This is a genomic window from Methylocystis sp. SC2, from assembly GCF_000304315.1.
In the GTDB taxonomy this organism is placed as follows: Bacteria; Pseudomonadota; Alphaproteobacteria; order Rhizobiales; family Beijerinckiaceae; genus Methylocystis.
The window spans coordinates 2,297,777-2,319,677 of the sequence record NC_018485.1 but is presented as its reverse complement, the minus strand read 5'-3'; the positions used below and the strand labels follow the sequence as shown (position 1 = coordinate 2,319,677).

Below are 21,901 nucleotides of genomic sequence, written 5' to 3'. Positions count from 1 at the left end.
TTCGCCTTTTCCTGCTTGCGCCGTCAGATATATGCGTTATAGCTAAATAAGCAATAGCTAATATTATACGCGCGAGGAGCGACATGCTGACGGCTCTTCCTCTGGACGCCGTGCTGGGTCTGATTTCCGGCGGACTCGTCGGCTTCACCTTGAGTCTCGTCGGCGGCGGCGGCTCGGTGCTGGCCGTGCCGCTTCTCGTCTATCTCGTCGGCGTGCCCAATCCGCATGTCGCGATCGGCTCAAGCGCCGCGGCGGTCGCGGTCAATGCGCTGATGAGTCTCGCCAATCATGCGCGCGCACGGACCATCAAATGGCGCTGCGCCTCCGTCTTCGCGGTGTTCGGGGTCGCTGGCGCATTCGGCGGATCGACGCTCGGCAAGATCATCGACGGCGAGAAGCTGCTGGCGCTGTTCGCGCTGCTGATGGTCGTCGTATCCTATCTGATGCTCCGGCGCCGGGGTGCGCTGGGCTATCCAGGCGTCAGGCTCAACCGCGAGAATTTCCCGCGGCTCGTCGGCGCCGGCCTTACGGCCGGCGCGCTTTCGGGCTTCTTCGGCATCGGCGGCGGCTTCCTTATCGTGCCGGGGCTGATGTTTGCGTCCGACATGCCGATCCTGAACGCCATCGGTTCGTCGCTCGTCGCCGTCGCCGCCTTCGCGGTGACGACGGCGGCCAACTACGCCTTTTCGGACCTCGTCGACTGGGAGCTTGCCGCGACGCTCGTGCTCGGCGGCGCGTTTGGCGGGCTGATCGGCGCCGCGGCGGCGCGACATCTGTCGAAGATGCGCGGGGCGCTGAGCGCCGTCTTTGCGACGGTGATCTTCGCTGTGGCGCTTTATGTGCTCTGGCGCAGCGGCGGCGCGCTCGGGCTACTCGATCACGCGGCGAAATCGGCGTAGATCGCGACGTGATCGGAAGGTTTTTCGCCGGCCCGCATCGATTTGACGATCTCCACCCGCGCCAGCCGATCAGACGCTTGCGGCGAGAGCAGAAGATGGTCGATGCGAAGCCCCTTGTTCTTCTGCCAGGCGCCAGCCTGATAGTCCCAGAACGTATAGAGCCCGCCTTCATCCGACGTGGCTCGAAGAGCGTCCGCATAGCCGAGATTGATCAGGCGCTGATAGGCGGCCCGCGTCTGCGGCAGGAATAATGCGTCGCCAATCCAGGCCGACGCCTCATAGACGTCGCGCGCCTCCGGAATGACATTGTAGTCGCCGGCGAGAACCGTCGGCTCTTCGAGCCCAAGCAGCGCCTCCGCGTGGCGCGTCAGCGTCTCCATGAAGGCGAGTTTGTAGAGATATTTCTGCGTGTGCGGCGGATTGCCGTTCGGCGCATAGATCGAGGCGATTCGCATGACGCCGCCGGCGCCGTCTTCGACGACCGCTTCGATGTAGCGCGACTGTGCCTCGCCGTCGAAGCCCGGCAGACCGGGCGTGACGTCCTGAAGCGGCGATTTGGAAAGGATCGCGACGCCGTTGAATCCCTTCTGCCCGTGGACAGCGACGTTATATCCTACGTCTTCGATTTCGAGGCGCGGAAAAACGTGATCCTCGCACTTCGTTTCCTGCAGGCAGAGCGCGTCCGGCGCGGCCTCGCGTAGAAAGGCGAGAAGCGGCGCAAGGCGCTGCCTGACGGAATTGACGTTCCAAGTCGCGATGCGCACCGTCGGCTCCTGCATCACGCTGGATCGCCCAAATCCAGATGACGTGATCGTTCACATAAATGTAGAGCGCGCTTTGCGCGAAAACCGGCGTCCACTTTTTCGCGAGCGCGCTCCAGCGCCGCGCGCCCTAATCGAGGCGATAGGCGGCGTGGCAGGCGTTGCAGGCTTGCACGACTTGGGACATTTCGGCAAGCGCAGGACGCATGTCGCCGCCGGGCCCGAACTTGGCGGCCTCCTGCGCGAATTTGCTCGCCTGCTCATGCATCGTCAGACCGAGGGCGCGCATCTCGTCGGGCATGTGATGCGCCATCATCGCCGGCATATCGCCGAGTTCGCCGCTCTTGGCGTTCGGCTTGCACGCCGCAGCGCCGGGAGACGCCATGCCGAGACGCGCGTCGGCGATTTTCGCGGCGGCCGCGCCGTCGCCCTTGCCCAGGGCCGCGAGAATCGCGGCGACCGCCTCCGCATGTCCGCGCATATTGGCGAGCATATGCGCCCGCATCGGCGCCGGAAGGTCGACCTCCTGGCGCGTGTCGCTCATCTTCGGCGACATTTTCATATGCTCCATGTTCATCTGCTTCATATGCGCGCTGTGATCGTCGGTATCGTCGCCCGCAATCGCGGCGGCGGCGGCGAACAACGAGAGCCCGCATGCCGCGGCGAAGAAAAATCTTCCCATTCTGGCCTCCCCCTTCATGTGACGACGACGAGCGTAGCGCGCCAGGCGCCGCCGCGCGCGGGACGAATCGTCACGGCCGCGCGTCGGCGGGCAGAGCGATGATTTGGCCCTGCCGCAACTTTTTACGATTGAGCGCCGGATTGGCGGCGGCGATGTCGCGCCAGCGTTTTTCATCGCCATAGAGTCGCTTCGCGATCGAACGCAGCGTGTCGCCGCGTCGCGCCCTATAGGTCTTCTGCACGGCGGCCGCCGCTGGCGGGCTTTGCGTCGCCTGAGGCGCGCCCTGATCGGCGGAGGCGACAGGGGCGGATAGCGCGTCCGGCTTTGCGTCGACGACGACGAACTCCCCGCGCAACATGCCCATCCAGCAGCTCCAAGGAATGACGCCCGTCTTTTCCGGCGTGAATTCAATCGTCTGCCGTCCCGGCTTGACGTCGAATTCGAGCTTCAAGGAGGGAACCAGGATACGATTATTGCAGGTCGTCACTTGCGTCGCGTTGATCACCCATTTGACCGGAACGCCGCGCAGCAGCGTGAAGCGGCTGGGCGTAAAGCCAAGGCCATTGGCCTCCATCTCGATCGTCTGCGTCTTCGGCACGGCGGAATCCTGCTGCGGCTGGGCGCGTTCAACGGGCGCCGGGCTTCGCCAGCTCGTCATCAGCGACGCGAGATCGGCGCCCGAGCCTGTGAGGATCAATCCGCGATTGATCATCACCGCGCCGAGCGCGACGACGATCACGCCCGACGCGGTCAGCAGGCGATGCGTCACGGCGCCCGAGAGCACCGTCGTCAGCGCGCCGAAGGCGAGCATCACCGGCAAGGTTCCAATGCCGAAGACGAAGAGCGTCTTCGCGCCTTCCACCGGGCTGCCGGTCCCGGCCGCCATCACATACATCGCCTGCAACGGCCCGCAGGCGATCATTAGACCGTTGAGAAGACCGATCACGAAGGGTCGATGTCGCGCGCCGCCCGCCTCGCGATTCACCCAATTCTGCAGCGGGCCCGGCAGTCCGAGCCGGAAGCGGCGCAGCGGCGCGAACAGGCCAAGCATATTGAGGCCGAAGATGAGGAGGAACGCGCCCGCCGCGACTCCCGCGACCCCGCGCAGCATCGGCGTAAAGGCGATGAAGGCCCCGAGCCAGCCGAACGCGGCGCCGATCAAGGTGTAGGACAGCGTCTTTCCCGCGCCATAGGAGAGATGTGAGACGAAGGACGAGCGTCCCGCCCGCGCATCGGCCGCCGCGTAACTCACGACAAAAGCGCCGCACATGCCCACGCAGTGGAAGCCTGTCAGCAGCCCCAAGAGAAACAGCAGGCCGAGACTCATATGCTGCGCGACGTCGGGCGCGCCCTCGGCGCTGATCCAGCGCGTATCGAACAGAATCAAGGCGGCGAGTCCGGCGAGCGCCGCGACGATGATCGCCAGTCTGATGAAAGGCGAACGCCGGCGCCGCGCCTCTTCCGTCAGAACGACGCGGTAGCCGTTCTGCTCGACGCTGTTGCGAATCGCGCTGAAATTGGTCGCATCGGCGTCATAGTCGACGACGACCGTCTCGGTCGGATAGCTGGCCGAAACGCTGCGCACGCCGGCGAGCTTTTTGACCGCCCCCTCGATGACATGCTCGCAGCCGTGGCAATGCATGCCGCGGGCGTGAAACGTGATCGCCGTTTCGTTCATTTAAGTTTCAACGCCTCGCCGCGCGGCGTCTGATTGCGGCTGGCGTCGCGAGCGTCGGCCGCACTGCTCGTTCCATTTTCGCGCCGTGACCTGCGCGCGAGATGGATCTATTTGCCCGATTACTTGCCCGACTACTTGCCGAGCGTATCCATGCCCAGAACTTTATACGCCGGGCAGAAATTGAAGAAGGCCGTGGTCAGCGGGATGAGCCCGAGCAGTCCCCACAATGTCTGCGGACCGATGAAGACGAGGCTGAGCAAGAAGAGTCCGGCGACGATGCGGATGATCCGATCGGTCCTTCCGATATTAGCGACCATGACTGTCTCCCTTCTCTGCGGCGATCGTAATGTCAGGCTATCGCCTCGCGTGAGATCGCACAGCGACTAAGTCTCGCTGGAGGCGGCGCCGCTTATTTCCGCCTGTCGTCGTCGTCGTCGAGTTCGAGCCACATGGCGTTGAGAATGGCGAAGGCGCAGGCGAGCCCAAGTCCCAATATCCAGGAAAAATACCACATCGCACGCTTTCTCCCGCTCAATAATAGTAATCGTCGCCGCGACGGATCGCCGCCTCGCTCACTGCGCCGCGCAGCACGTAGTAGACCCAACTGGTGTAGGCAAGGACGATCGGCAGAAAGACGATCACCGCAATGAGCATGAGCGAGAGCGTCGCTTTGCTCGACGATGCGTCCCAGACCGTCAGGCTTTGGCTCGGATGGGTCGACGACGGCAGCAGGAAGGGGAACATGCTGAAGCCCGCCATGGTCGCGACGCCCGCAACCGAAAGGCTGCTGGCGAGAAACGCGATCCATCGCGCCGAGAAGACGAAGGCCAGCGCCGCAACCAGCGCGCCTGCATAGGCCAGCGCGGGGGCCGCGATCATCCAGGGGTAGGCGCGATAATTGTCGAACCAGGCGCCGGCTTCGCGCGTCACAGTTTTCGCCAGCGGATTCGAGGGCCCCGCATGTTCGATGACGCTGTCGATGCGAAATCCTTCGACGCCAAGCATCGTCCACAGTCCCGCAGCGGAAATGAGCAGAACAAGCAGGATCGCCGCGAGCGCGCCATACCGCCGGGCGCGGACGGAAACCTCGCCCTCGCTTTTGACGCTCAGCCAGGCGGCGCCCTGCATCACGAGCATCGCCACGCTCACGAGGCCGCAGAGCAAGGCGAAGGGATTGAGCAGACCCAGGAGACCGCCCTCATAGGTCGCGCGCAGCTGCTGATCGAAATGAAAGGGAACGCCCTGCAGAAGATTGCCGAAGGCGACGCCGAAAATCAGCGCGGGGACAAAGCCGGACGCGAAGAACAGCCAGTCCCAGGTTTCGCGCCAGCCGCTCTCGGGTCTTTTGTCGCGGAAGGTGATCGCCACCGGCCGTAGAATGAGACCGATCAGCACCAGCAGCATCGCAAGATAGAAGCCGGAGAAGGACACCGCATAAAGCGGCGGCCACGCCGCGAAGGCCGCGCCGCCCCCGAGAATGAACCAGACCTGATTGCCCTCCCAGACAGGACCGATCGTGTTCAGGCTCACGCGCCGCTGCGCGTCATTACGCGCAACGAAAGGATGCAGCATGGCGACGCCAATGTCGAAGCCGTCCATGACCGCGAAGCCCACGAGCAGGACGCCGAGAATCGCCCACCAAATGAAGCGAAGCGTCATATAGTCGAACATCGCTTTCGCCTTTCCTATCGGGTTTGCGCCGGCGCCGGCGCGGGTAGCACCGGCGCGCCGCTGGTTTGGGGCTCGACCTCCGAGCGCGGGCCGATGCGGACATATTTGACGATGAGCGCGACGTCGATGACGGCGAGAGCGCTGTAGAACAGCACGAAGGCCGCGAGGCTCGCCGCCACATTCGACGCAGGGATGTTGGAGACGCCGAGGAAGGTCGGCATCGTGCCGTCGATGATCCACGGCTGCCGGCCATATTCCGCGACGATCCAGCCCAGTTCGGCGGCGACCCAGGGCAACGGCAGGCTATACATGGTCATGCGTAGGAACCAGGGCTTCCCGCAGCGTCGCCGGCTCGAGAGGTAAAACGCCACGGCGAAGAGCGCGATGAAATAGAAGCCGAGCGCCACCATGAGTCGGAACGACCAGAACAGCACCGGCACGTCGGGGATCGTCGACATCGCCGCTTCATGGATCTGCGCGTCGGTCGCATTTTCGATGTCGGGGCGAATGCGCTTGACGAGCAGCGAATGGCCGACGTCGCGCATCGACGCTTCGAGTTCCGGCGGAACCACGGCGTTGGGATGGCCGCCTTCTTTCGCGAGCCACTGATACCCCGCCATGCCGTTGCGGATGCGCGTCTCCGCGCGCTCGACCAACGCTTTCACGCCTTCCACCGGCTTATCGAGCGAGCGCGTCGCGATCAGGCCCAGAAGGTAGGGTATGCGAATTTCGTCTTTCGTCGTTTCACTCTTGAGATCGGGAAAGCCGAAGACCGTAAAGGACGCCGGCGGCGGCTCCGTCTCCCACATCGCCTCGATCGCGGCGATCTTCATCTTCTGGTTCTCGCCCGCCGTATAGCCGCTCTCATCGCCGAGCACGACGACCGAAAGCGCGGAAGCGAGGCCGAAGCTCGCCGCCACCGTCAGCGAGCGGCGCGCGATATCGACGTGACGTCGGTTCAAAATGAAATAGGCGGCGATCGACATGACAAACATCGCGCCCGTGACATAGCCGGCGCTGACCGTGTGCACGAATTTCGACTGCGCCACGGGATTGAACAGCACCTCCGTGAAGGAGGTCAGCTCCATGCGCATCGTCTGCGGGTTGAACGCGGCGCCGACCGGGTTCTGCATCCAGGCGTTGGCGACGAGAATCCACAGCGCCGAGAAATTGGCGCCGAGCGCGACGAGCCAGGTGACGATGAGATGCTGCACCTTGCCCAAGCGATTCCAGCCGAAGAAGAACAGCCCGACGAAGGTCGCTTCGAGGAAGAACGCCATCAGCCCTTCGATGGCGAGCGGCGCGCCGAAAATGTCGCCGACATAATGCGAGTAATAGGCCCAGTTGGTGCCAAACTGAAATTCCATGGTGACGCCGGTGGCGACGCCCATGGCGAAATTGATGCCAAACAGCGTGCCCCAGAACTGCGTCGCCTCTTTCCAGACCTTTCGCCCCGTCATCACATAGACGCTCTCCATGATGGCGAGCAGCAGGGCGAGGCCGAGCGTCAGCGGCACGAACAGGAAGTGATACATCGCCGTTAGCGCAAACTGCAGGCGCGAGAGCGTGACGACGTCGAGTTCGAACATTTTGAGCTCCTGATCGATGTCAGCGCGGCGCGGTGGCGGACAGCGCTTCCGCCATCTGCGCCGGCGTCACTCTAATGCGATGCGCGGGACCGAAGAACGCGATGTAGAGCGCAATGAGCGCCAGCAGCTTGAACCCAAGCGCGATGGCGATCTCGCGTCCCAAAGGCCTTGTGCGCATCGACTCATCCCCTCGCGTTGCACGCCCTAGCGTTGCATGGCTGCGGCGCCGTCTTATGACAGCGCGCGGCGCAGCCGTTCGATGCCGAGCAGTTTCATGATGTAACGCTCGTAAACAGGCTCGCTCTGTCCCTTGCGGACCTTGCGCAGGAAGTATTTCTCATAGGCGATCTTGGCGAGATGCACCCACCGCCCCTCGCTCGACCAGTTGACGTTACGCGGCGGAATTTGCGGCTTCGCGACGAAGGCGACGCCCTTGTCGCCGAAATCCGCCAAGCAAACCGCATTCCACGTGCCTTCTTCCTTTGCTTCGCGACCGGCGATCAGCGCGGCGATATTATGCGCCGTCGCCGTCACCATCGACTCGATCATATAGCCGGTCTTCGGCGTGCCAGTGGGCACCGGCGTCGCCTCGACGGGCGGGATGGCGACGCAGACGCCGACGCCGAAAACATTTCGATATTTCGGATTGCGCTGATTCTTGTCGATGATGACGAAGCCGCGCGGATTGACCAGTCCCTCGACGCCCATCAGCGCGTCGACGCCTTTGAAGGCCGGCATCACCATGGCGAATTTGAACGGCACTTCGTGTTCTTTCTTGACCTGTCCCAGATCATCGAGCTCGACGCATTTGAGAAGGCCGGGTTCGATGGCGGTCGTCTTGGCGTTGACGATCCATTTGATGTCGCGATCGCGGAACGCCGATTCGAGCATCCCTTTCGTATCGCCGACGCCGCCCAAACCCAGATGGCCGACATAGGGCTCGGACGTGATGTACGTCATCGGCACCTTGTCGCGGATGCCGCGCCGACGCAGGTCGGTGGAAAGGATCATGGCGTATTCATACGCCGGACCAAAGCAGGAGACGCCGGGCGCCGCGCCGATGATGATCGGGCCGGGATTCTTGCAGAACTCCTCATAGGCTTTCGATGCGATCTCGGCATGTTGCAGGGTGCAGATCGAATGCGTGTGTCCGCCGTGCGGTCCAAGTCCCGGCAATTCCTCAAAGGCGAGTTTCGGACCGGTCGCAATAACGAGATAATCGTAGGCGACGCTCTCGCCATTCTGCAGTTCGAGACGGTTTTCGTCAGGCAGAACGCGCTTCGCGCCGACGGGAATGAAATTGATCTTCTTCTTCTTGAAGACCGGCGCGAGCGGCACCTTGAGTTCTTCCGGCTTGCGCCATTGCACGGCGAGCCAGGGATTGGACGGCGTGAACTGGAAATTCTCAAGCTCCGAAACGACCGTAACCTGATGTTGCTTTGCAAGTCCCTCGCGGACTTCGAGCGCCGCGGCGACGCCGCCGATCCCCGCGCCCATGACGACGATATGAGCCATGTAAGTCCCCCCTTGCGCGTTGCGCGCATCACGTTTCGCGCTGACGGTTGCGCGCGTTGGCGACGACATGCACGCTTATCGAGTCCATGTCCGCGACTTAGTCACGCTGTGCGTCGCAGAGCGAACGCAACGCCGCCAGATTGACGATCTCGGCGCCGCCCCGCGACAATTTTATCCAGCCGCAGCGCTCAAACGCCTTCAGCGTGCGGCCGACGACTTCGCGCGCGGTGCCGAGATCGGCGGCGAGCGCCTGCTGCGTGGCGGCGATCTTGTCGCCTGCGCCGCGCAGCGCCAGAAGACGTTCGGCCAGGCGAACATTGATGCGGGTGCAGACGATTTCCTCGATGCGCGACATCAGCGTGGCGAGACGCTTGCCGTAGCCTTCGAACACCAGCCCACGAAAAGCTTCGGACGTGTTCATCAGCGCGTTGAAGCGATCGGCCGGCACGACATAGGCGATGACGTCAGTTTCGGCGACCCCCTCGGCCGCGTAGGCGTCGTCGGAGAGCAGCGAGGCTGTCGTCAGAATGCAGGTTTCGTTCGCGCCGACCCGGTAGAGCACGATTTCCCGGCCCGATTCGGTCACCCGCTGCACGCGCACGGAGCCCGAGACGATCAGCGGAAAATGGACGCATTGATCTCCCGGCCGAAACAGCACCGCGCCGCGCGGGATGTGCTTGCGCACGACCGAGTCGCGCAGAAGAGTCTTCGTCGCAGCGTCAAGGCTGCGCAAGGAAGGCGTTTCGTCGACCCAATCGGACGCCATCATCTGCCCTTCGTCGCTCACGATCCAAAGTCTTCACTTGAACGCGCCGCAAACGATTAGCGCGCCCATGCTGAACGTCGATGACGTTTAGAAGGCGGCGCCTGACTTGGCGCCGTAGCGCTTCAACGCCATCGCCAGCGGGCAAAGGCCGGTGAAGGCCGCCTGCAGCAGATTGACGCCGACGAAAGCGGTCAGCAACAGCCACCACGGACTGAACACCTGCGCCAAGAGCAGGCTCAGGAGCACCATGGTCCCGGCGAAAGCCATAACGATGCGATCAATGCTCATCGCGTGAGTTCCTTCGATTTGGCGCGTGCGCGCGGTTTGGTCGACTTGCCGCACTGCTCGGCGCAGAACATTTCATAGAGCAGTCCGATGATCCGAGAGACATTGCCGTCGGCCAAGGAATAGTAAATCGTCTGCGATTCGCGGCGGGTCTTGACGAGCTTGTCCTCGCGCAGCCGGGCAAGATGCTGGGACAGCGACGATTGGCTGAGCCCGATCGCCTCCTGCAGCTTCGTCACCGACAACTCGCCCCCGTGCAGCTGACAAAGCACCATCAGCCGATGGCGGTTAGCCAGCGCCTTGAGAAAGCTCTCAGCTTCCGCAGCTTTCGGCGCGAGCGCAAGCAGATTTACATTCATACTAGCTAAATTACGATTATTGAATATAATTGTCAAGCCAGCCGGACGCGGACGCCAAGGCGAGACGCCGAAAGCGCCGCAAGAGTCATCGAGAGCGATATGTCGCATTCATTCGGCAGGCCCGCGCGGTATATTACTTAAACCTAATTTATTGAATCGTCCAAGAGCGGGCGAATTGGCCGGGGAGGCGAAGATGGTCGGATTTCGCGCGCGGACGCGTCGCTCATTGCTTGCGCTCTTGGGCGCCGCGATCGCAGGGATCGGCGCGGCGACGCCGGCGCGAGCCAGGACGAGCAAAGCCGCCGCCGCCTATCGCGGCGCGCCCAACGGCCGGCAAAGCTGCGCCAATTGTTCCTACTTCAACCCACCATCGGGATGCGGCGTGGTGAGCGGCGCCGTCAGCGCGCGCGGCTGGTGCAACCTCTGGGGATGACAAAGCCTCGCACGGGAGCGCGGCGCGCCGCCCTTTCCGCTTTTGTTTGAACAGGCGCGCATGTCATTAAATTCGCTATTGCTAATTTATGTTTTCCGCATATAACTGAGCGTATGAGACAGATGGGCCGCTCTTATCTCGCGCCGACGGCGCTCCTCGCAGCGCTGACGCATTCGTTGGGCGCGAACGCCGGAGAAATCACGATCCGGGTCGCCCCGGTGGATGACCTCAAGGCGGTCGTCGCTTCGGTGGAGCCGGCGCATCAATTGACGGCGCGGGCCCGCATCGGCGGCACCGTGAGCGCGCTCAAGATCAAAGAGGGCGATGACGTCGCCGGCGGCGCGGAGATCGCGTCGGTCGTCGATCAGAAGCTTTTTCTGCAGATGCAGGCGCTCGATCAGCGCATCCGCTCTCAGCAGGCGCAGCGCGACAAGGCGCAGGGCGATTTCGACCGCGCGCAGGAATTGTTTCGGCGCGGCGTCTATACCAAGGCGTTGTTTGATCAGGCGAAGACGGCGCTCGACGTCGCCGACCGCAACCTTTCGGCCTTGCGGTCCGACCGCAGCGTGATCGAGCAGCAGGCGGCGGAAGGCTCGGTGCGCGCGCCGGGCCCTGGCCGCATCCTCACCATTCCGGCCTCCGTCGGCCGCGTCGTCATGCCGGGCGAAACCATCGCGACGATCGCCGAAGACAAATATATCCTGCGTCTGCAATTGCCCGAGCGCCATGCGCGTTTCATGCGCGCCGGCGACAAGGTCGAGATCGGCGCGCGCGGCCTGCATGCGGAAGCGGGCGGCGGGCGCAAACAGGGTCGCGTGCGCATCGTCTATCCCGAAATTCAGGGCGGCCGCGTCATCGCCGACGTCGACGTGGAGGGGCTCGGCGATTATTTCGTCGGCGAACGGGCGCGGGTTTACGTCACGACCGGCAAGCGCGACACGATCATCATCCCGCGCAACGCGGTCTATCGACGCGCCGGCGTGGATTTCGTCCGACTCGCCTCCGGCGAGGAAGTCGTCATTCAGCTTGGCGACGCGCATGGCGACCGGGTCGAGATTCTTTCCGGCCTGCATGACGGCGACGTGGTGTCGACGCCATGAGCGCGGAGTTTCGCCCGGGCATTTCGGGAACGCTGACGCGCGCCTTCATCAATTCGCCGCTGACGCCGCTGCTGCTGCTCGCCTCGATTCTCGTCGGGCTGATCGCGCTGCGCTCGCTGCCGCGCGAGGAGGAGCCGCAGATCTCGGTGCCGATGGTCGACATTATGGTGTCGGCCAACGGCTATAAGGCTGAAGACGCGATCGAACTCATCACCCGCCCGCTCGAGGACATCATCAAGGGGGTCAACGGCGTCGAACATGTCTATTCGCAGACGCGCGACGACAATGTGGTCGTCACCGCGCGCTTCTACGTCGGCACGCCGCAGGACAACGCCGTGCTGCGCATTCACGACAAGATACGCGCCAATATCGGCGAATTGCCGAAGGGCATTCCCGAGCCGCTGATCGTCGGCCGCGGCATCGATGACGTGGCGATCGTCGTGCTGACGCTCTCGGCGAAGCCGGAGCGCGCCGACCGATGGACCGACAATGGCCTCTATCAGGTCGCCGAGGAATTGCAGCACGACCTCACCAAGGTCAACGACGTCGGCTTGAGCTACATCGTCGGCGGCAGCCCCAATCAGATTCGCGTCGAACCCGATCCGGAGCGCCTGTCGCAATATGGGGTGACGCTGAATCAGCTCATCGACAAGCTGACCAACGCCAACCGCTCCTTTCTCGTCGGCGCGTTTCGCGAGGCCAATCGCGCCGTGCCGGTCGTCGCCGGCCAAACCCTGCAGGGCGTTCCCGATGTCGGCCTGCTGCTGCTGACGACAAGAGACGGCCGGCCGGTCTATGTGAAAGACGTCGCCGATGTGCGCGTCGGCGCCGCCGAGCCCGACCGCCGCAGCTGGACCATGACCCGGAACGCGGCGGGCGGTCTCGACAAACGCCCCGCCGTCAGCATCGCCATCGCCAAGCGCAAGGGCGCCAACGCCGTGATCGTCGCCGACGAGATCATGCATCGGCTGGAGGCCGTTAAGGGCCGCATCGTTCCCGGCGATATCGAGATCGCGGTGACGCGCGACTATGGCGAGACGGCGACCGAAAAGGCCAATGAGCTGCTTTTCCATCTCGCGCTCGCGACCGTCTCGATCGTCGCGCTCATCGTGGTGATGGTCGGCTGGCGCGAGGGCGTCGTCGTCTTCGTCATCATCCCGACGACGATTCTGCTCACGCTCTTCGCCTCATGGCTGATGGGCTACACGATCAATCGCGTCAGCCTGTTCGCGCTCATCTTCTCGATCGGCATTCTCGTCGACGACGCCATCGTCGTCGTCGAGAACATCGTGCGCCACTGGCAAATGCGCGGCTCCCGCAGCCTGATCGACACGGCTGTCGAAGCCGTGGCGGAAGTCGGCAATCCGACGATCGTCGCGACGCTCACCATCGTCGCCGCGCTGCTGCCGATGATGTTCGTCTCGGGTCTAATGGGGCCCTATATGAGCCCCATCCCCGCAAACGCTTCGCTCGCGATGATCTTTTCCTTTTTTGTCGCCATGACCATCACGCCCTGGCTTCTGCTTAAAGTCGCCGGCAAGCGTTTCGAACAGGAGCGCGGCGACGGCGTCGATCATGGGCATGAACGCGGGCCCATGGGCAATTTCTATGTGCGCGTCGCGACGCCCTTGCTGCGGGGCCGCAAACGCTCGCAATGGTTTCTTGCGGCCGTCGGGGTCGCGACGCTGCTCTCCATGGGACTTTTCGTGACGAAAACCGTGCGCGTGAAGCTGCTGCCCTTCGACAATAAGTCGGAGATCGCGGTCGTCGTCGATCTGCCGCGCGGCGCGTCGCTCGAAGAAACGGATCGGGTGTTGACGGCGGCGGCCGAGCGTCTGAAGGATATTCCGGAGCTGACCTCGGTTCAGTCCTATGCCGGCGCGGCCGCGCCGTTCAACTTCAACGGTCTCGTGCGGCATTATTATATGCGCAAGGCGCCAGAGATGGGCGATCTCGCCATCAATCTGCAGCCGAAGGGCGAGCGCAGCCGCGCGAGCCATGCGATCGCGCTCGACATTCGCAAGCGGCTCGAAGGCCTGCCCGCGCCCGAACACACCGCGATCAAGGTCGTCGAAGTGCCGCCGGGCCCGCCCGTGCTGTCGACCCTGCTCGCCGAAATCTACGGACCCGACGCGCAGTCGCGGCGCGATCTTGCGGCGAAAGTGCGCAAGGCGTTTGACGCGGTCGATTTCGTCGTCGATACAGACGACAGCTTCGGCCAGCGCGCCGAGCGCCTGCGCTTCGAGATCGATCAGGAAGCGCTCGAATATCACGGCGTCGAAGAGCGCGCCGTCTATGACACGATCGGCGCCCTGGTCGGGGGCGTGAAAATCGGCTTTTCGCAAAAGGGCGGCGGCGCCAAGCCCATCGATATTTCGGTGGCGCTGCCGCGCGGCGCCATGACGCCGAGCGAACGCATCCTGTCGACGCCGCTGCCTGCCGGCGGCACGGCGCGTCAGGGCGCCAATGTCGAACTCGGCGACGTCGTCAAGGCGACGCGCGAGCTCGGCTCCTATCCGATTTTCCGGCACAATGGCCGCTTCGCCGAAATGGTCAGCGCCGAAGTCGCCGGTCGTTTCGAAGCGCCGATCTACGGCATGCTCGCGGTCGAAGACGCGATCGACAAGATCGATTGGGGCGCTTCGGGCGCCCCGACGATCAAATATCACGGCCAGCCGATCGATGATTCCAAGCCGACGCTGCTCTGGGACGGCGAGTGGGAGGTGACCTATGTCACCTTCCGCGACATGGGCGCGGCCTTCATGGTGGCGCTGCTCGGCATCTATCTGCTCGTCGTCGCGCAGTTCGGCTCGTTCAAGCTGCCGCTCGTTATCCTCGCGCCGGTGCCGCTGACGCTCGTCGGCATCGTCATCGGCCATATTCTGTTCAACGCCGCCTTCACCGCCACCTCGATGATCGGCTTCATCGCGCTCGCCGGAATCGTCGTGCGCAATTCGATCCTGCTCGTCGACTTCATCCGGCATTTGCGGGCGCGCGGCATGAATTTGCGCGCGGCGCTGATCGAGGCGGGGGCGGTGCGCTTCAAGCCGATCTTTCTCACCGCCGCGGCGGCGATCATCGGCGCGGCCTTTATCCTCACCGATCCGATCTTTCAGGGCCTCGCCATTTCGCTGGTCTTCGGCCTCGCCTCGTCGACGGCGCTGACCTTGCTTGTGATCCCCGCGATCTATGTCGTCTTGCGGGACGACGAAGTTCCAAGGAGTGCGTCATGATCGAAGACTGGGCGGCGCTCGCCAAGAAGCTCTCCGCCGACATCAGAGAATTGCGCGTCGGCTCGCCGGAAACGATGAAAGCCTTTTCGGCGATGGCGATCTCGGCGGGCGCGCAAGGCGCGCTCGAGCCCAAGACAAAGGAACTGATCGCGCTTGCGGTCAGCGTCGCGGTGCGGTGCGACGATTGCATCGCCTTCCACGCCAAGGCCGCATCACAGCGCGGCGCGACGCGCGAGGAGGTGATGGAGACGCTCGCGATGAGCATCTACATGGGCGCCGGACCATCGGTGATGTATGCGAGCCATGCGCTCGCGGCCTTCACCCAGTTCAACGCCGAAAAGCAAGCCTGAGAAGAAAGGAACGAAGAATGGCTTTTGGCTCTCTCTTGTCGAAACTCGCGGGCGGCGGCGCGGCGCCGACGATCGAGCATGATGATTTCTGCCGCATCGTCGCGGATAAATCCTGCGCCATCGTCGATGTGCGCGAGCCGCATGAATATGGCGCCGGCCATGTGCCGGGCGCCAAGAACATGCCGCTCTCGAGCTTCGATCCGACCAAGCTGCCGAAGGGCGACGTCGTCCTGATTTGCCAGGCGGGCGGGCGTTCGGCCAAGGCGCTGGCGCAGGCGCAAAGCCTGGGACGGACGGATCTTCGCCATTACGCGCCGGGCACCGGCGGCTGGCGCGCGCGCGGCGGCGCGGTGGAGTAGGCGCCGAGCCACCATGGCGTTCTGTCATCCCCGACGCGCGAAGCGCGATCGGGGATCCAGAACAAGCAAAACCCGCGTTCGCTTCTTCGGAGCGACCTGTTACGCCGCCTTGCCGAGCTTGGTCGCTTCCGAGACCTCGTTGATCTTGCCGGTCTTCACATCATAGATGTAGCCGTAGATCGGGATGTTTTTCGGCACCAGCGGATGCGAACGGATGCGCGCGACGTCCTGCGCGACGCTTTCCTCCTGATTCTCGATCGTGTGCCATTTGATGAAATGGCCGGCCGCGCAGCCGCCGCCATGTTGCGGATTCGACCAGTTCTCGCCATCGAAACTCGCCGTCGCGAGATTGTCATCCAGCAAGTCGCTCATGATCTCGTCGCAGAAGAGCTCCATGCCGCAATTGGTGTGGTGAATGACGAACCACTCCTTGGTGCCGAGCAGCTTGTGAGAAATGACGAGCGAGCGAATCGCATCGTCCGAGGCGCGGCCGCCGGCGTTGCGGATCACATGCGCGTCGCCTTCCGACAGGCCGGCGTATTTCGCGGGATCGAGACGCGCGTCCATGCAGGTCAGGATCGCGAAACCGCGCGCCGGCGGCAGCGCCAGTTCGCTCTTGCTTCCGAAATTGGCGGCGTAAGCATTGTTCGCCGTTACGACCTCGTTGACGATCTGGCTTGCCATGTGTCTCTCCCTTTGCCCGTGTTGCTTCGAAGTTTTTGACCTTCCTCAACATAGAAGCGCTTCAGCTTCCTTTTCAAGCAGACAAGGGAGGCGATCTTCGTGACATAGTCGCTTGACGATCCGCGATATATATTTCGGGAGCGTCGGCGCTGATACTGTATAACGTTCGTGCAGGCGCGCAGGTGTAAGGGAGATGGTTGTACCGAATGTCCGATTCCGCAGATTTTTTTCCTGGATTCGCTTCGCATTGGATCGATGCGCCGGCAGGAAAGATATTCGCCCGCGTCCACGGCGAGGGCCCGCCCGTGGTTCTGTTGCACGGGTTCGGCGAGACGCATGTCGCCTGGCGCAAGATCGCGCCGGCGCTCGCCAAACGCTTCAGCGTCGTCGCGATGGACCTTCGCGGCTATGGCTGGTCGGCGGTTCCGGCGGGCGAGAAGGGTGAGAATTATAGCAAGCGGGAAATGGCCGCCGACGTCGTGGCGGTCATGGAGTCGCTCGGCCATGTGCGCTTCGCCCTCGTCGGGCACGATAGAGGCGCGCGCGTCGGCCAGCGCCTCGCGCTCGATCAGCCTGGCCGAGTGGATCGACTTGCGCTCGTCAACATTGCGCCGATCGACGATGATTTCGGCGCCGGAGATCTGCAGCGCGTCGGACGCGCGCGCTTCCTCGCCGCCGAGGCGCCGAAGCCCGAGGAGCTGATCGGCCTCGATCCGATCGGCTTTCTCGATGATGCGCTGATAAACGGAACGAAGGCGAAGTCGCTTGACGTGTTTGGAGCGGATGCGCTCGCCGCCTATCGCCAGGCCTTCAACGACCCGGCGCGCATTCACGCCTTTTGCGAGGATTTTCGCGCCGGCGCCGCCATCGATCGCGAGCAGCTTGCGGCCGACAAGGCCGAGGGCAAGAAACTCGTGACGCCGACGCTGATCATCTCAGGCGAGGCGACATTCCCGGCGAACGGCCCTTCGCTGGTCGCGGCATGGCGTGAATGGGGCGACGATATCGCCGAGGCGCGCATCGAGTCCGGCCTTTATCCGGCGGAGGAGGCGCCGGCGGAGACGCTTGCCGCGCTGGAGAAATTCCTATGAGCCTCTATCGCGGCAAGACCGTCGCGCTCGCCCTTGGGGGCGGGGGCGCGCGCGGACTTGCGCATATCTGCGTGCTTGAAGCGCTGGATGAGCTGGGCGTGCGGCCGGTGGCCATCGCCGGCGCCTCGATCGGGGCCATCGTTGGCGCCGCCTATGCCGCGGGCTTCTCGGGCGCGGAGCTGCGCGCCCACACTCAGGCCATCCTCAAGAACCGCATCGGACTCGCGCGCCGGCTGCTTCATGCGCGGGCGCGCGGGCGAAAGCGGCTGCTGTCGCGCGTGGCGCATCCGCTGCTGTTTGACGGCGAGCGCTTTCTTCAGGCCTTTTGGCCGCATGGCATGCCGGAGCGTTTCGAAGAGCTGGGCATTCCGCTGCAGGTCGTCGCCACCGATTTTCGCCGTCGCATCGAGGCGGTTTTCGCGACGGGACCACTGCGTCCCGCCGTCGCTGGGTCGATGGCGATACCGGGCGTGGTGCGCGCCGCCGCAAGCGATCACGGCTATTTCGTCGACGGCGGCTTGGTCAATCCGCTCCCCTATGATCATCTGTGGGGGCTCGCGGATATCGTCATCGCCGTCGACGTCTCCGGCAATTTCGGCGTCGAGACCGGCAAGGGCCCGCCGTCCGCCTTCGAGACGATGATCGTCGCCAGCCAAATCATGATGAACGCGATCAGCTCGCGCATGATCGCCGAGCGGCCGCCCGACGTCCTGATACGGCCTGAAGTGCATCAATATCTCGCGCTCGACCTCTTCAAGGCGTCGCGCATTTTCGCCGCCGGCGACGCCTGCCGCGACACGCTGCGCCAGGGACTGGCGCAGGCGGCGCTGCGCTTAGAAGCTCACCGCCGCGCCTGAAAGAAGTCGCGAAGCAGCTGCGCCGCCTCGCTTTCGCGAATGCCGCCATAGACTTCAGGCCGATGATGGCAGGTCGGCTGCGCGAAAAACCGCGGCCCGTGCTCGACGGCGCCGCCCTTCGGATCGCTTGCCGCATAATAGAGCCGCCGGATGCGCGCGAAGGAAATCGCCGCCGCGCACATGGCGCAGGGCTCGAGCGTCACATAGAGGTCGCAGTCAACGAGGCGCTCCGAGCCGATCGCGGCGCAGGCCTGGCGAATCGCAAGCATTTCGGCATGCGCCGTCGGATCGCGATCGCGCAGCGTGCGGTTGCCGGCGGCGGCGATGATTTCGCCATTGCGCACAAGCGCCGCGCCGACCGGAACTTCGCCCGCCGCCGCCGCAGCCCGCGCCTGCTCGAAGGCGGCGGCGAAAAGGTCGGTGCCATTCATTTGCATCTCTTAAGCGAACCCCGCTTCAAAGCCCGCGTGACGCCTGCTATCAGAACCCATGACCGAAAAGAACCGAAATACCCGCGCCGGCTCCGCCGGCGGCGATCGGCCCTTGCGCCGGCCCGCCAAGAAGACGCCGGCCGCGCATGCCGCGCGCGAAGATGCGAGGCCTGCAAAGCCGCGCTTCGACAAACCGCGCCTTGAGAAACCTCGCTTCGACAAACCCGCCGCGCGCGACTCCGAAAGCGCGCGCGGCAAGCGCCCTGTCAAATCCCCCGCCAAGTCCCTCGACAAGTCCCCCGCCAAGCAGCGCGTCGCCGCGCCTGCGCCCGCGCCCCGCGAAGGCGCCTTCGAAGGCGATCGCATCGCCAAGGTTATGGCGCGCGCCGGAGTCTGTTCGCGTCGCGACGCGGAGCGCTGGATCGCGGAAGGCCGCGTCGCCGTCAACGGCCGCGTGCAAACGAGTCCCGCCTTCAATGTGCGCGACAGCGACAAGCTCACGATCGACGGCGCGCCGATGCAGGCGCGCGAGCGCACGCGACTCTTTCTGTTCCACAAGCCGGCCGGCTATGTCACCACCGCGCGCGACGAGGAAGGCCGCGCCACGGTGTTCTCATTTCTAGAGGAACGCCATCCGGACCTGCCGCGGCTCGTCAGCGTCGGCCGGCTCGACATCAATACCGAAGGGCTGCTGCTGCTCACCAATGACGGCGGGCTCGCGCGCACGCTCGAACTGCCCGCGACCGGTTGGACGCGGCGCTATCGCGTGCGGGCGCATGGCGCGATCGATCAGGCGCAGCTCGATTCATTGAGCGACGGCGTGACGATCGACGGCGTCCACTATGCGCCGATCGAGGCGCGGCTCGAACGCGAACAAGGCGCCAACGTCTGGATCGCGATGAATCTCACCGAAGGCAAGAACCGCGAGATCAAGCGCGTCATGGCGCATCTCGGGCTCGACGTGACGCGGCTCATTCGCGTGTCATACGGACCTTTCCAGCTGGGCGATCTCGCGGAAGGCGCCGTCGAAGAAGTGCGATTGAAAACGCTGCGCGAGCAATTGGGCAAATCGCTTGCCGAACTCGCCGGCGTCGATTTCGCCGCGCCGCTGCGCGAGAAGGCGCCGGCGGAGCAGCAGGAGATTCGTGCGCGCGCCGAGAAGCGGCCGCGCAAACATGTCTCCACGCTGCGCAAAGAGCAGGACGAGCGACGCGACGCGGGACCCCGGGCGCGCGTGACGCGCGGCGCGGTCGCCGATCGCAAGGGCCGCGCCGTCGCCGTCGAACGGGTGACTCCGACGCGGCGGCGCGACGAGGCGGCGGCGCCTTCGCGCAACGCCCGGCGCTTCGACGCGATGCGCGCCGACGCCGGGCCGCGTCCGCCGAAGGCGCGATCGGAACGTCCCTCGCGCGACAGCGCGCCGCGCGGCGAGCGTTTCCCGCGCGAGGACGGACGCCGCCGCGACGAGCGCGCCGCGCCCGAGCGGCGCCCTGCGCCGCGCTTCGACGAACAGCGCGGGGCGCGTCCAGCGACGCGAGCGACGCGCGAGCGGGGAGCCGAGGGACGCGACGAACACCCGCGCAACACGCAGAGATTCGAGAAGCGGCACGACGGCCGCGCGAGCGGTCAGAGAAATTACCGCACGGCCAATCGCGATGACGCGGGTTTCGACAGGCGTCCGCCGCGACGCGACGGCGACGAGGCGCGACGGGATGCGCGCGGAGCCGGCGCGACGCGCCAGGAGCGGCCGCGGACATTCGACAAGCGCCCGGCCCGCGGCGGCGAGCGCGACTTTTCGGCTGGCGACCGCGCGCCCCGCGAGCGCAAATTCGATCAGCCCCGCTCGGGCGGAGACGCGCGGCCCTCGCGCAGCGGCGGACCGTCTCGTGCTCCGCACAAAGGTCCACGCAGCGGGCCAGACAAAGGTCCCGCGGGCGGTCGGGGCGCGCCGCGCAACGGACCGCCCAAAGGGGGGCCCCCTAAGGGACCGCGCAAAGGACCACCCAAGGGACCCTTCAAGGGACCACGCAAGCCGCGCGGCGCATAGGCCATGCGCATCGTTGGCGGCGCCCTGCGCGGTCGCGCGCTTTCGGGACCACGTTCGCAGGCGATTCGACCGACCTCCGAACGGCTGCGCGAATCGGTTTTCGACATTCTCGCGCATCGCTTCGGCGATCCGGTAACGGGCGCGCATGTCGTCGATCTCTTCGCCGGCGCCGGCGCGCTGGGGCTTGAGGCCGTGTCGCGCGGCGCGGCGCGGGCGCTTTTCGTCGATGACGGCGCCGAGGCGCGCGCGCTGCTGCGCGCCAATATCGAAGCGCTGGGACTTGGCGGCGTGACGCGCATTTTTCGCCGGGACGCCACCAAGCTCGGCGCCGCGCCGCCGGGCGAGCAATTTTCGCTCGCCTTTCTCGATCCGCCCTATGGCAAGGATCTCGCGACGCCGGCGCTCGCGGCGCTCCTCGACGGCGGCTGGCTGGCGCCGGGCGCTTTCGTCGTCATCGAGGAGAGCGCAAAGGCGCAAATCGACCTGCCGCCGAAATTGCTGCGCGAAGACGAACGCCGCTACGGCGACACGCAATTCGTCTTCGCGCGCTATTCTCATTAGCGTTGGCGGCTACCGCGTAGCGCGCCCTATTCAAAAGCGACTTGGACTCTCGTCACCGCGCGATCGAAAAGGCCTGTCGGCAAATAGCACAGCGGATTGGTGGCGAGCGGCGCTTCCTTGCAGTGTTCATGATCGCTTGTCCAGGCATAGCCGGACTGCGCCATGCAACCCAAAATATATTTGCGGATCAGATGATCTGGATCCAAGCGGCGATTTTCAGGATATGCGGACTCGCCGTCCAATTCGCAGGCCGACGTCCTAATCTGCTGCGCTTTGAAGAAGGACGAACTGGAGCCGATCAGCCCCGCTTCAGCGCCAACGACCATGATCAATCCGCCGACGAAGGCCATGACCGCCGTCACCCTGCTGACCCTAAACTGTCCGTCGAACAATGAGAGCACGCCGCCTGTCGCCAAAGCGACGCCGACGAAGATCAACACGAGAATCATGACTCGTTCTCCGATGTCAGAGTATTTTGTGGCGCCGTCGAATGAGAGACGGACATGCGTAGCGAAGGCCGCAGGCGGCGCCGGCGTATAGGCCCAATCCT

Annotated in this window: 25 protein-coding genes; 10 read left to right on the top strand and 15 right to left on the bottom strand. The window is 64.5% G+C overall.

Translation table 11 applies throughout. The annotated features are described in order from the left end of the window. The first annotated feature begins 83 nt into the window (after window positions 1–83). A complete protein-coding gene (locus BN69_RS11240) occupies window positions 84–899 on the top strand; it encodes a sulfite exporter TauE/SafE family protein (RefSeq protein WP_014891733.1) in 816 nt (271 codons plus the stop codon). On the opposite strand, the gene xth is transcribed toward BN69_RS11240, so the two are convergent. The 12 genes from xth to BN69_RS11180 all read right to left on the bottom strand — a co-directional run bounded on the left by xth (window position 878) and on the right by BN69_RS11180 (window position 10,205). Beyond that, window positions 878–1,678, bottom strand: a complete 801-nt coding sequence (gene xth, locus BN69_RS11235; RefSeq protein ID WP_014891732.1) for an exodeoxyribonuclease III — start codon at window positions 1,676–1,678, stop codon at window positions 878–880. The two genes, BN69_RS11240 and xth, sit on opposite strands and share 22 nt — an antisense overlap. 112 nt (window positions 1,679–1,790) lie before the next feature. Further along, window positions 1,791–2,342 (bottom strand): cytochrome c, encoded by a 552-nt coding sequence (locus BN69_RS11230; protein ID WP_014891731.1) that lies wholly within the window; start codon window positions 2,340–2,342, stop codon window positions 1,791–1,793. A 70-nt stretch (window positions 2,343–2,412) separates the two neighbouring features. Next, the gene (locus BN69_RS11225; RefSeq protein ID WP_014891730.1) at window positions 2,413–4,020 is read right to left on the bottom strand and encodes an urease accessory protein UreH domain-containing protein; all 1,608 of its coding nucleotides are present in this window, start codon (window positions 4,018–4,020) and stop codon (window positions 2,413–2,415) included. Window positions 4,021–4,151: 131 nt separating this feature from the next. Then, window positions 4,152–4,337 (bottom strand): YgaP family membrane protein, encoded by a 186-nt coding sequence (locus tag BN69_RS11220; RefSeq protein ID WP_014891729.1) that lies wholly within the window; start codon window positions 4,335–4,337, stop codon window positions 4,152–4,154. A gap of 92 nt (window positions 4,338–4,429) precedes the next feature. Next, window positions 4,430–4,534, bottom strand: a complete 105-nt coding sequence (gene cydX, locus BN69_RS18810) for a cytochrome bd-I oxidase subunit CydX (RefSeq protein WP_014891728.1) — start codon at window positions 4,532–4,534, stop codon at window positions 4,430–4,432. A gap of 17 nt (window positions 4,535–4,551) precedes the next feature. Further along, complete coding sequence (gene cydB / locus BN69_RS11210; protein ID WP_014891727.1) at window positions 4,552–5,691, bottom strand: cytochrome d ubiquinol oxidase subunit II; 1,140 nt, start codon at window positions 5,689–5,691, stop codon at window positions 4,552–4,554. Between the two features lie 14 nt (window positions 5,692–5,705). Beyond that, entirely contained in the window at window positions 5,706–7,280 is a 1,575-nt protein-coding gene (locus BN69_RS11205) for a cytochrome ubiquinol oxidase subunit I (RefSeq protein ID WP_014891726.1), read from the bottom strand. 19 nt (window positions 7,281–7,299) lie between these two features. After that, window positions 7,300–7,458, bottom strand: a complete 159-nt coding sequence (gene cydP, locus BN69_RS11200; protein WP_014891725.1) for a cytochrome oxidase putative small subunit CydP — start codon at window positions 7,456–7,458, stop codon at window positions 7,300–7,302. A 53-nt stretch (window positions 7,459–7,511) separates the two neighbouring features. After that, window positions 7,512–8,795 (bottom strand): NAD(P)/FAD-dependent oxidoreductase, encoded by a 1,284-nt coding sequence (locus tag BN69_RS11195; protein ID WP_014891724.1) that lies wholly within the window; start codon window positions 8,793–8,795, stop codon window positions 7,512–7,514. 97 nt (window positions 8,796–8,892) lie between these two features. Continuing rightward, window positions 8,893–9,582 carry a Crp/Fnr family transcriptional regulator gene (locus BN69_RS11190; RefSeq protein ID WP_014891723.1) on the bottom strand — a complete coding sequence of 230 codons (690 nt, stop codon included), beginning with the start codon at window positions 9,580–9,582 and terminating at the stop codon, window positions 8,893–8,895. Between the two features lie 66 nt (window positions 9,583–9,648). Continuing rightward, on the bottom strand, window positions 9,649–9,849 hold the full coding sequence (locus BN69_RS11185) for a YgaP family membrane protein (protein ID WP_014891722.1): 201 nt from the start codon (window positions 9,847–9,849) through the stop codon (window positions 9,649–9,651). After that, window positions 9,846–10,205, bottom strand: coding sequence for an ArsR/SmtB family transcription factor (locus tag BN69_RS11180; protein ID WP_014891721.1), 360 nt, complete (start codon window positions 10,203–10,205; stop codon window positions 9,846–9,848). Before BN69_RS11180 ends, BN69_RS11185 begins: the two co-directional genes overlap by 4 nt. A 193-nt stretch (window positions 10,206–10,398) precedes the next feature. Here BN69_RS11180 and BN69_RS11175 point away from each other — a divergent pair, with 193 nt between their 5' ends. From BN69_RS11175 to BN69_RS11155, 5 genes are all read left to right on the top strand, one after another. Continuing rightward, window positions 10,399–10,638: a high-potential iron-sulfur protein gene (locus tag BN69_RS11175; RefSeq protein ID WP_014891720.1), complete on the top strand. Its 240-nt coding sequence runs from the start codon at window positions 10,399–10,401 to the stop codon at window positions 10,636–10,638. Window positions 10,639–10,760: 122 nt separating this feature from the next. Then, window positions 10,761–11,738: an efflux RND transporter periplasmic adaptor subunit gene (locus BN69_RS11170; RefSeq protein WP_014891719.1), complete on the top strand. Its 978-nt coding sequence runs from the start codon at window positions 10,761–10,763 to the stop codon at window positions 11,736–11,738. Continuing rightward, a complete protein-coding gene (locus tag BN69_RS11165; protein WP_014891718.1) occupies window positions 11,735–14,971 on the top strand; it encodes an efflux RND transporter permease subunit in 3,237 nt (1,078 codons plus the stop codon). The genes BN69_RS11170 and BN69_RS11165 overlap by 4 nt, the downstream gene beginning before the upstream one ends. Continuing rightward, entirely contained in the window at window positions 14,968–15,321 is a 354-nt protein-coding gene (locus tag BN69_RS11160; RefSeq protein ID WP_014891717.1) for a carboxymuconolactone decarboxylase family protein, read from the top strand. The genes BN69_RS11165 and BN69_RS11160 overlap by 4 nt, the downstream gene beginning before the upstream one ends. A 17-nt stretch (window positions 15,322–15,338) precedes the next feature. Further along, window positions 15,339–15,680 carry a rhodanese-like domain-containing protein gene (locus BN69_RS11155; RefSeq protein WP_014891716.1) on the top strand — a complete coding sequence of 114 codons (342 nt, stop codon included), beginning with the start codon at window positions 15,339–15,341 and terminating at the stop codon, window positions 15,678–15,680. Between the two features lie 99 nt (window positions 15,681–15,779). Here the strand turns inward: BN69_RS11155 and BN69_RS11150 are convergent, their stop codons facing one another. Beyond that, entirely contained in the window at window positions 15,780–16,364 is a 585-nt protein-coding gene (locus BN69_RS11150; RefSeq protein ID WP_014891715.1) for a carbonic anhydrase, read from the bottom strand. A gap of 206 nt (window positions 16,365–16,570) precedes the next feature. On the opposite strand from BN69_RS11150, the gene BN69_RS11145 reads away from it, so the two are divergent. Together BN69_RS11145 and BN69_RS11140 are read left to right on the top strand one after the other, a co-directional pair. Next, window positions 16,571–17,455, top strand: a complete 885-nt coding sequence (locus BN69_RS11145) for an alpha/beta fold hydrolase (RefSeq protein ID WP_014891714.1) — start codon at window positions 16,571–16,573, stop codon at window positions 17,453–17,455. Further along, window positions 17,452–18,312, top strand: a complete 861-nt coding sequence (locus BN69_RS11140) for a patatin-like phospholipase family protein (RefSeq protein WP_014891713.1) — start codon at window positions 17,452–17,454, stop codon at window positions 18,310–18,312. Before BN69_RS11145 ends, BN69_RS11140 begins: the two co-directional genes overlap by 4 nt. Here BN69_RS11140 and BN69_RS11135 read toward each other — a convergent pair. Continuing rightward, complete coding sequence (locus tag BN69_RS11135) at window positions 18,297–18,743, bottom strand: nucleoside deaminase (RefSeq protein WP_148277095.1); 447 nt, start codon at window positions 18,741–18,743, stop codon at window positions 18,297–18,299. The two genes, BN69_RS11140 and BN69_RS11135, sit on opposite strands and share 16 nt — an antisense overlap. A gap of 58 nt (window positions 18,744–18,801) precedes the next feature. Here BN69_RS11135 and BN69_RS11130 point away from each other — a divergent pair, with 58 nt between their 5' ends. Together BN69_RS11130 and rsmD are read left to right on the top strand one after the other, a co-directional pair. Next, window positions 18,802–20,790 (top strand): pseudouridine synthase, encoded by a 1,989-nt coding sequence (locus tag BN69_RS11130; protein ID WP_014891711.1) that lies wholly within the window; start codon window positions 18,802–18,804, stop codon window positions 20,788–20,790. A 3-nt stretch (window positions 20,791–20,793) separates the two neighbouring features. After that, window positions 20,794–21,351 carry a 16S rRNA (guanine(966)-N(2))-methyltransferase RsmD gene (gene rsmD / locus BN69_RS11125; RefSeq protein ID WP_014891710.1) on the top strand — a complete coding sequence of 186 codons (558 nt, stop codon included), beginning with the start codon at window positions 20,794–20,796 and terminating at the stop codon, window positions 21,349–21,351. 26 nt (window positions 21,352–21,377) lie between these two features. Here rsmD and BN69_RS11120 read toward each other — a convergent pair whose 3' ends face one another. After that, window positions 21,378–21,800, bottom strand: coding sequence for a hypothetical protein (locus BN69_RS11120; RefSeq protein WP_014891709.1), 423 nt, complete (start codon window positions 21,798–21,800; stop codon window positions 21,378–21,380). Between the last annotated feature and the right edge of the window lie 101 nt (window positions 21,801–21,901).

Coding starts and splice junctions, on each gene's coding strand:
- BN69_RS11150 (WP_014891715.1), bottom strand. CDS start 16,364: ATGGCAAGCCAGATCGTCAACGAGGTCGTAACGGCGAACAATGCTTAC.
- BN69_RS11140 (WP_014891713.1), top strand. CDS start 17,452: ATGAGCCTCTATCGCGGCAAGACCGTCGCGCTCGCCCTTGGGGGCGGG.
- BN69_RS11175 (WP_014891720.1), top strand. CDS start 10,399: ATGGTCGGATTTCGCGCGCGGACGCGTCGCTCATTGCTTGCGCTCTTG.
- BN69_RS11230 (WP_014891731.1), bottom strand. CDS start 2,342: ATGGGAAGATTTTTCTTCGCCGCGGCATGCGGGCTCTCGTTGTTCGCC.
- xth (WP_014891732.1), bottom strand. CDS start 1,678: ATGCAGGAGCCGACGGTGCGCATCGCGACTTGGAACGTCAATTCCGTC.
- BN69_RS11160 (WP_014891717.1), top strand. CDS start 14,968: ATGATCGAAGACTGGGCGGCGCTCGCCAAGAAGCTCTCCGCCGACATC.
- BN69_RS11170 (WP_014891719.1), top strand. CDS start 10,761: ATGGGCCGCTCTTATCTCGCGCCGACGGCGCTCCTCGCAGCGCTGACG.
- cydX (WP_014891728.1), bottom strand. CDS start 4,534: ATGTGGTATTTTTCCTGGATATTGGGACTTGGGCTCGCCTGCGCCTTC.
- BN69_RS11205 (WP_014891726.1), bottom strand. CDS start 7,280: ATGTTCGAACTCGACGTCGTCACGCTCTCGCGCCTGCAGTTTGCGCTA.
- BN69_RS11145 (WP_014891714.1), top strand. CDS start 16,571: ATGTCCGATTCCGCAGATTTTTTTCCTGGATTCGCTTCGCATTGGATC.
- cydB (WP_014891727.1), bottom strand. CDS start 5,691: ATGTTCGACTATATGACGCTTCGCTTCATTTGGTGGGCGATTCTCGGC.
- BN69_RS11220 (WP_014891729.1), bottom strand. CDS start 4,337: ATGGTCGCTAATATCGGAAGGACCGATCGGATCATCCGCATCGTCGCC.
- BN69_RS11120 (WP_014891709.1), bottom strand. CDS start 21,800: ATGATTCTCGTGTTGATCTTCGTCGGCGTCGCTTTGGCGACAGGCGGC.
- BN69_RS11165 (WP_014891718.1), top strand. CDS start 11,735: ATGAGCGCGGAGTTTCGCCCGGGCATTTCGGGAACGCTGACGCGCGCC.
- BN69_RS11240 (WP_014891733.1), top strand. CDS start 84: ATGCTGACGGCTCTTCCTCTGGACGCCGTGCTGGGTCTGATTTCCGGC.
- BN69_RS11155 (WP_014891716.1), top strand. CDS start 15,339: ATGGCTTTTGGCTCTCTCTTGTCGAAACTCGCGGGCGGCGGCGCGGCG.
- BN69_RS11195 (WP_014891724.1), bottom strand. CDS start 8,795: ATGGCTCATATCGTCGTCATGGGCGCGGGGATCGGCGGCGTCGCCGCG.
- BN69_RS11180 (WP_014891721.1), bottom strand. CDS start 10,205: ATGAATGTAAATCTGCTTGCGCTCGCGCCGAAAGCTGCGGAAGCTGAG.
- BN69_RS11225 (WP_014891730.1), bottom strand. CDS start 4,020: ATGAACGAAACGGCGATCACGTTTCACGCCCGCGGCATGCATTGCCAC.
- cydP (WP_014891725.1), bottom strand. CDS start 7,458: ATGCGCACAAGGCCTTTGGGACGCGAGATCGCCATCGCGCTTGGGTTC.
- rsmD (WP_014891710.1), top strand. CDS start 20,794: ATGCGCATCGTTGGCGGCGCCCTGCGCGGTCGCGCGCTTTCGGGACCA.
- BN69_RS11135 (WP_148277095.1), bottom strand. CDS start 18,743: ATGAATGGCACCGACCTTTTCGCCGCCGCCTTCGAGCAGGCGCGGGCT.
- BN69_RS11130 (WP_014891711.1), top strand. CDS start 18,802: ATGACCGAAAAGAACCGAAATACCCGCGCCGGCTCCGCCGGCGGCGAT.
- BN69_RS11185 (WP_014891722.1), bottom strand. CDS start 9,849: ATGAGCATTGATCGCATCGTTATGGCTTTCGCCGGGACCATGGTGCTC.